This window comes from Clostridia bacterium (assembly GCA_017410375.1).
Lineage (GTDB): Bacteria > Bacillota > Clostridia > RGIG6154 > RGIG6154 > RGIG6154.
Genome location: JAFQQW010000002.1, coordinates 70,039 through 77,888, shown reverse-complemented (window position 1 = coordinate 77,888; position 7,850 = coordinate 70,039). Strand labels below are relative to the sequence as shown.

Annotated in this window: 6 protein-coding genes; 4 read left to right on the top strand and 2 right to left on the bottom strand. The window is 43.7% G+C overall.

The features are described from left to right. The first annotated feature begins 259 nt into the window (after nucleotides 1-259). Nucleotides 260-1,111, top strand: coding sequence for an LCP family protein (locus tag IJE10_00615; protein MBQ2966610.1), 852 nt, complete (start codon nucleotides 260-262; stop codon nucleotides 1,109-1,111). A gap of 39 nt (nucleotides 1,112-1,150) precedes the next feature. Here the strand turns inward: IJE10_00615 and IJE10_00610 are convergent, their stop codons facing one another. Both IJE10_00610 and yhbY read right to left on the bottom strand, forming a co-directional pair. Then, nucleotides 1,151-2,302, bottom strand: coding sequence for an extracellular solute-binding protein (locus IJE10_00610; GenBank protein ID MBQ2966609.1), 1,152 nt, complete (start codon nucleotides 2,300-2,302; stop codon nucleotides 1,151-1,153). 13 nt (nucleotides 2,303-2,315) lie between these two features. After that, entirely contained in the window at nucleotides 2,316-2,615 is a 300-nt protein-coding gene (gene yhbY / locus IJE10_00605) for a ribosome assembly RNA-binding protein YhbY (GenBank protein MBQ2966608.1), read from the bottom strand. Between the two features lie 138 nt (nucleotides 2,616-2,753). On the opposite strand from yhbY, the gene argS reads away from it, so the two are divergent. The 3 genes from argS to IJE10_00590 all read left to right on the top strand — a co-directional run bounded on the left by argS (nucleotide 2,754) and on the right by IJE10_00590 (nucleotide 7,843). Beyond that, nucleotides 2,754-4,493, top strand: coding sequence for an arginine--tRNA ligase (gene argS, locus IJE10_00600; GenBank protein ID MBQ2966607.1), 1,740 nt, complete (start codon nucleotides 2,754-2,756; stop codon nucleotides 4,491-4,493). A 15-nt stretch (nucleotides 4,494-4,508) separates the two neighbouring features. Continuing rightward, nucleotides 4,509-5,306, top strand: coding sequence for an AraC family transcriptional regulator (locus IJE10_00595; GenBank protein MBQ2966606.1), 798 nt, complete (start codon nucleotides 4,509-4,511; stop codon nucleotides 5,304-5,306). Nucleotides 5,307-5,542: 236 nt separating this feature from the next. Further along, the gene (locus tag IJE10_00590) at nucleotides 5,543-7,843 is read left to right on the top strand and encodes a GGDEF domain-containing protein (GenBank protein MBQ2966605.1); all 2,301 of its coding nucleotides are present in this window, start codon (nucleotides 5,543-5,545) and stop codon (nucleotides 7,841-7,843) included. Nucleotides 7,844-7,850 lie beyond the last annotated feature (7 nt).

Below are 7,850 nucleotides of genomic sequence, written 5' to 3'. Positions count from 1 at the left end.
TCGAGGATTCCGCTCCATTGCTTGCTTTTTGTCAATTTGAACTCTACCGTACCTCTGTACGCCGACGAATTCAAATTGACAAAATATAACTTCCTTTTTCTTAAGTCTACAGCGTGTCGATAGGTTTATCGACACGCTGAGTCCGTCGCGTTGGCGACGGACTTTTTGCGAAAATTGACAAAAGTCATAAAATGTGGTATACTTAATATGTATGTTGTTTTTTGTTAGAAGGATTCTATCGGCAAGGAGCTGAGAATATATGAGAAAAACTGTAAAAATTATATGGACCATTGTGGTGCTTTTATTGATTGCAGTCATCGCAACGGGCGTGTATATGTATTTTATGCTGGGCAGTGCTCTGGACAATGCACTGGAATTGTCTGCACTGGCGGACAGCCATGGTGGCAGAAAGAATGTGCTGATTGTGGGTACCGATGCCAGCGGCATGCGTTCGGATGTTATGATGATTGCGTCCTTCCCGGATGGGGACGGGTCCATTAATCTGATGTCTGTGCCCCGTGACACCTGTGCGGTAATCGGCGGCAGTACCGTAAAAATCAACAGTGCCATGAATAACGGCGATGATGCGGTGGTGCAGGCGGTGCAGGATCTGACGGGTATTGAAATTCACGATTATGTGCGTACCAATTTTGAAGCGGTGGCAGGTATTGTGGACGAGCTGGACGGTGTTATGTTTTATGTTCCGCAGGATATGGACTATGAAGACCCGGTGCAGGATTTGTACATACATTTAACCCGTGGGCATCAGCTTCTTACAGGACAGGAAGCGGTACAGCTTCTTCGTTTCCGTGGATACGGTGCAGCGGATATCCAGCGCACGCGTGTACAAAGAAGATTTTTAAAAGCCGCGTTTGCCCAGAAGGCAAAGCTTGGCTATGCGTTGCAGGTGCCTGATATTATGAATGTGCTGGGCGAAAACATGGAAACCACCGTAACCTCAGGCAGTGCCGTAAGCTATCTTTTAAAAGCGGCAATGGCAGACGGTATGCAAACCATTGAAATGCCCTTCAGTTGGAGCGCGCCTGTAAGCGGCGGTGTTTCTATGGACACAAGCAGAATGCCTGCGGTAGTAGAAACTTATTTTAAGTAAAAACAAAAGGCTGAACGGATTTTGTTCAGCCTTTTATGTTTATTCTTGGTTTTCAGCTTGTTCTGCCTGCTGTGCCTGTTCTGCCTGTTCTGCCTGTTCTGCTTCTAAGGCAGCCTGCTCTTCAGCTTCGTATGCCATCTGCAGATTAATCAGATGTTCTCTGAAGCTTTCAATGTAAAGGTTGTCAAACTCGCGCTGAATTTCGGGCGCGATTTTACAGAAAAAATGACCGTTCTGAATCTGCGCAGAATCTAAAATGTTTCCCATGACAGAGGCATAAGCCTTGTCCATTTTCTCTGCAGAGCCTTTTATGGTCGGGCAACCGCTCAGATTCTGAATCATTTTTGCGTTTACCGTGTCGGTCAGCAGATAATTTACAAACTGCGTTGCGGAAATGTTGGGCTCGTCCAGACTGCAATAGGCAATTGCATCTGCGGCGAGAATAAATCCTTCCTCGGGATAGACAAGCTGTAAATCCTTGTTTTTTTGGATTGCTTCTGCAATCTGAGGATTAAACATGACACCAACAGATGCTTTGCCTGAGGCTAAAATCTCCTGGGCTGCATAGTCGTGCACGCTTTGGGTGTTTTCCGCAAAGGCGGTAAGATGGGCAGGAAGTTCTGAAAGCTTTTCGATACTGATGGGGTCTAAACCCATGTAAAGATTGGAAATGCCTGCCAAAACATTGGAGCTGTTTAAAAAGACAATCTGATCCTTCAGCTTCGGGTTCAGTAAATCTGCATAGCTTTTTACTTTTAAGGGACAGGTCTTTTTATTATATGCCACAAGCACTGCCGCAACATTTAACGGAATGGTGTATTCGTTTTTGGGGTCAAAATAAAAGTTGCTGTAGGCAGGGTCTAGGTTTTTGGCATTTTCAATTTTGTTTCTGTCCATGGGCTGCAGAAGATTTAAAAGACGCAATTCGTTTACGGTATAATCCGAAGCGATGACTAAATCATATCCTGTCGGGTCAGCCTTGAGCTTTTCGGAAATTTCGGTTTCAGAGAGCAGTTGTTCTACCTTTACGGTGATGCCGTACTCTTTCTCGAAGCTCTTTAAAAGGTCTTCGGTTAAATATTCGGCACAGCAAAGCAGGGTGATTTCTTTTTTTGCTGCCACTTCTTTTTTGCAGCTGCATAGGGATAAAATGAGAATGGCGCACAAAAGAAGTGCGATATATTTTTTCATTTTATACATCTCCTTATTTGCAGGATTTTAAATCAATCTGTTTTTTGTTTTCCGACTCGCGGTATAAAACAAATTTGCTGCCGATGGTTTGTACCGGTTCAGCATTCAAGGCCTCTGCTAACGCATCACAAAGGTCTCTTGCGCTTTCTCCGCAGTTTTCCAATACATGCACTTTAATCAGTTCCTTTGCTTCCAAAGCCTCGTCTACGGTTTTAAGTAATGTTTCGTCAATGCCGTTTTTGCCAATCTGATACAGGGCAGGCAGACGATTTGCTAAGCCTCTTAAATAGGCACGCTGTTTATTTGTAATCATATTGTACTCCTTTTCGTTTTCTTATTTTTAGTATAGCATATTTTTTTAAATCACGCAAGGGAAAATTAAACTTTACAATTTGGCTTTTTTATAGTATAATGTAATATAATATATAAAACTATAGAACGGAGTAGACTTATGACTTTCAGAGAAAGATTGACTGAAAAAGTAAAGACGGCATTTGTGTCCTGCGGTTACGAGGAAAAGTTTGGGCTTGTTACGGTTTCTAACCGTCCCGACCTTTGCCAGTACCAGTGCAACGGTGCATTGCCTGCGGCAAAAATTTATAAAAAGAAGCCCTTGGATATTGCAGGTGAAGTGGCGGCAATTCTGGAAAAAGACGAAATTTTCCAGAAGGTAGAAGCTTGCCCGCCCGGCTTTTTGAACATGACCGTAACAGATGAAGCTTTAACCGAATTTGTAAAGGACATGGCAAAAAAGGAAAAATTCGGCTTTGATGAAGCGGAAAAGAAAGAAACCGTAGTCATTGACTACGGCGGTGCGAATGTTGCAAAATCTTTGCACGTTGGGCATTTGCGTTCTGCCATCATCGGCGAGACCGTAAAACGTATTTTGAATTATTGCGGTCACAACGCAGTAGGTGACGTGCATCTTGGCGACTGGGGTCTGCAGATGGGTATTGTTATTCTGGGTATTATCGAGCAGTTTGGTATCGAGAATCTTCAGACCAAAGAGGACAGAGAAAAGCACATTACCATTTCTGTATTAGAAAAAACCTATCCTGCAAAGAGCAAGGAAGCCAAAGAAAACGAAGAAATTATGGCAGAATGCAAGCGCCTGACCTATGAACTCCAGAAGGGCGAGGGCATTTACTTTGATATCTGGCAGACCGTGCTTGCGGTTTCCAAAGAGGATTTAAAGCGCAATTACGGTCGTCTTGGGGTAAACTTTGAAATCTGGAAGGGCGAAAGCGACACCAGAAACATCACAGGTCCCATGATTGAGGATTTGAAACAACGCGGTTTTGCCCATGAGGATGACGGTGCATTGGTTATTGATATTACCGACGAACGGGATAATCCCCCTCTGCCTCCCTTTATCCTGGAAAAATCCGACGGTGCGGTGCTGTATAGTACCACAGACCTTGCAACCATCATTGACAGACAAAATGAATTACAGCCCGATTTGATTTTGTATGTGGTGGATAACCGTCAGGGTACCCACTTTAAGCAGTTGTTCAGAACGGTGGAAAAAACCGAAGTTGTACCCGAAAGCGTGCGTTTGTTCTTTGCAGGCTTTGGTACCATGAACGGCGCGGACGGCAAGCCCTATAAAACCCGTGAGGGTGGCGTAATGCGTCTTGAGGACCTGCTGAATACCTTAGAAAGCGAAGCGTATAAGAAGGTGGAAGCGGCAATCACTTCGGGCGAAATCTCGGAAGAGGAAATGAAAGAGATTGCAAGAAAAGTTGGTATCGGTGCCTTAAAATTTGCAGACCTTTCCAACCACAGAAGCAAGGATTATGTATTTGATATTGATAAATTCTGCTCTTTCGAGGGTAAAACAGGTCCTTATATCCAGTACAGCGCGGTGCGCATTAAGTCTATTCTGAAGAAAATTGAAGCGGACGGCGAAATCTTACCGCCCGAGGGGGATATTCAGAGAGAACTGTTCCTGTATTTAACCGAATTCCCTTACGCGGTATGGCAGTCTGCAGAGGATTTTGCACCCAATACTTTAGCGGAATACATTTACTCCCTTGCGGTGCTGTTAAACCGTTATTATCACGAGTACAAAGTGCTTTCCGAGCCTGACGAAGCGAAAAAAGCATCCAGAGTGGCAACCCTTAAGATGGCGTATGCCCTTTTGGAGGAATTGCTTGACATTTTGGGCATCGAAATCCCCGAAAGAATGTAAAACGGAGGCAAAAACATGATTTGCTTTGCGGATTTGTACAAAAATGAATACAATGTGGGTGCCATCCGTGCCCTTCCGCAAATCTGGCAGGAGGGAGAATCCTTTAGCTATAAAGATTTTCCCCGTCCCGATTCGGGTATTTTGCTGTTCCGCCAGGGCGAGACAATTTGTCATACTCCAAACGGAGATTTGCGCTTGCAAAAGGGAGACGCGTTGTTTATCGGACAAGGCTCGAATTACGAAATGTCCTTTTATAATGCAGACGGGTTACCCGTCAGAGACCGCATGATAAATTTTGAGCTTACCGACAGCAAAGGGAATCTCTTGCCGATGGCAAATCAGTTTTCGGTTGTTCGGAATGCGGATTTGAAGGCGGAATTTATGCAATGCTACCGATTGACGCGCAAGGCAAATGTGTATCCCGCAAAGCTTAAAGTTGCCATTACCGAAATGCTGTTTTCCATGTCTCTGCACAAAGGGGAGAGCAAACGCAAAGTAACGCCTGTGGACGAAGCGATAGAATACATCTCGGAAAACTATCTTTCCGAGGCGGTTAAAATTTCGCATCTGGCAAATCTTTGCCACATGTCGGAGGCTAATTTCAGGCGTGTTTTCCGCAAGGAAACGGGCATGTCCCCGAAAGAATACCTGTCCGATTTGAAAGTTAAAAGAGCCAATGTGCTTTTGAGCTATCCCGATGTTACGGTGGCGGCAATCGCTGAGGATTTGGGATTTTCGGATGTGTCCTATTTTATCCGTTTTTACAAAAAGCAGACCGGCAAAAGCCCGGGTAAATTTAAATATAAGGCATGAGTCAAATTTTTCTGTAAATCTTGCTATGTTCAGCAAGCTCCCTCTGCGCAGAGGGAGCTTGTTCTTGTTCTGAAACCGTTTTTGTAAAAATAAGCAACCTGTTTTGTAAAAAAAGTGGTTGTTTCCTTGCATTTTGCGTAAGCTTGTGCTATAATAATAAAGAGTATACCTAAAATGGAAAAGTCTATACTCATTTTCGTAAAAAATAATAATTACATGAAAGAAGATGCAAATATATGGCAATGACTTACGAAAGAAAAAAACGCAGACATACGAACGTTTTGTACACCATCATCACTGCAGTTTTAATACTTGTGGTGTTTTTAACTATGGTTGCGTCCTTTTATCAGATGGCGGAGGAGAATGCATACGAAATGCTCCACATCCAGACCAAACAGATTAAGGATGACTTGACTCTGCAGTTAAAATCGGACAGAGAAAACCTGATAACCATGGCAAACTTTGCGGCTAACCTTTATGCAGACGGTAAGCCCTATGACCGTATGTTTGCTTCCTTCAAGCCGATTGGTCTGTTTTCCAACATCGGTATATTAAATCCCGATAACACATTTGTGACTAAGATGGGAACGATTGATTTGGACGGTAAAATCTCTTTTGAAGAGGAAGCCAAACGCGGAGAATATGTAAGCGGAAGAATTCCCGACCTTACCGGAAGCGGCGATGAACTGATCCGAAGTGCGGTGCCGATTCAGGTAAGCGGTGAAACGGTCGGTATTCTTTATGGCGTGATTCCGCTGGATATCATAGGCGACAAATACACAAAAATGGCAAAAGAACTGGATGCACAGCTTTTCGTGTATGACAAGGAAACCGGCAAATTTGTGATTGACACCTTAAACAAAACACCGGGTCAGCTGTCGAATTTTGAAGACAGAGAATTTAACGACGGCTATTCCTATGAAGATTTAGCAACACAGGACAAGGGCTACACCTCATTTAAGTCCATCATCACGGGCGAGAATTTGTATGTACACTATTCCACTCTCGAGGATTTCGGCTGGGGCATTATGCTTGCCCGGTATGAAACCCAGGTGTTTGCCGAAACCCATAAAATTTCACGGAATTTAGTGATTGTATTTGCACTGATTCTTCTGATTATTGTTGCTTATCTTGAATTGATTTTAAGAAGCGAAAAGAGAAGAACGAAGCTGAATGCAGAGGCATCCGCCATCAGAAAGCTTCTTTTAGACATCAATCAGCAACAGGGAAACGTAACCGAAGCGTTAAAGCAAATCAAAGAATTTTCAAATTCCCGTTCGGCATTTTTTAGCGATACGGACGGGGAAGATTTCTTCTATATCAAGCCCACCTTGCAGGCAAAGCTTCTGACGGGCGAGGACAGACAATATTTCCAGGGGGAAATCTTTAAGTATGCAGCACACATCCGCAACGCAGGTAATCTTGCAATCGGGTTTATGCAAATCACCCCCAACAGTCATCTTTTGAAAACAAACCCGAATTTATATCATTTTCTGATTCAGCACGATATAAAGGATGTATCCTTTGCTATCATTGCCGACAAAAACAACCATGTAAGTATTCTGGGTGTTATCAATCCGAAAAAGAGCGCGCAAATCCGAAAGCTTTTGGAAGATGTTGCAGTATGCTTTACCATTGCAATATACAACAAAAAGCATCTCAGCAGAACCGAGCTTGCAGCCACCACCGACTCGCTGACCGGTGCACTCAACCGTGTGGCATACAAAAAGGATGTTCCGGGCTTCGATGAGAAAAAGACAGAAATGTTTGGTTGTGTTTATGTGGATGTAAATGAACTGCATATCCGCAACAACAAATACGGACACGCCGCGGGCGATGCAATGCTGATTTATATAGCAAACTCGCTGAAGGAAGTGTTCTACGGTCAGCACATTTACCGTATGGGTGGCGATGAATTTTTAGTATTCACTGAAAAAATAAGCCAGGAAGAGATAGACCGGAGCATAGAAAGTCTTATCGCCCAGCTGCAGCCCAAAGACTACCATGTGGCAATCGGCACATCTTACAGAATGCAGAACACAAACTGTGAGGAAATGGTACGCGAAGCGGAGGTTCGTATGTACGAATCCAAAGCCAAGTACTATCAGAATAAACAGGAGGTCAGCGTATCCGAAAATGTAGACAAAAAGTTCAGTCAGATAAGAACCGGTATCCGCGAAATTGATGCCATGATTTCTGTACTGAAGGATCATTACAACGGCATTTACAGAGTGTCGCTCAATACCGACCACGCACACCGTATTTTAATGCCCGCTTACCTTGGCTACAAGGAGGACGAGGACAGCTTTTCGGAATTACTCAACAAGTACATTCACGATCTGGTGCATCCTGATTTCCACAGAGCGCTTACCAGCTTTTTAAACTATGATGCCATCAAGCAACAGCTTGCAGAGGATAAAACACCGTCCATTACATACAAAAAAGCAAACGGTGAAACAGTTGTTATAAGTGTATACAACTTAGCTGAGGAAAACGAAGGCATCAATGATACACTCTGGGTATTTGCCAGAGAATAACGGAGGA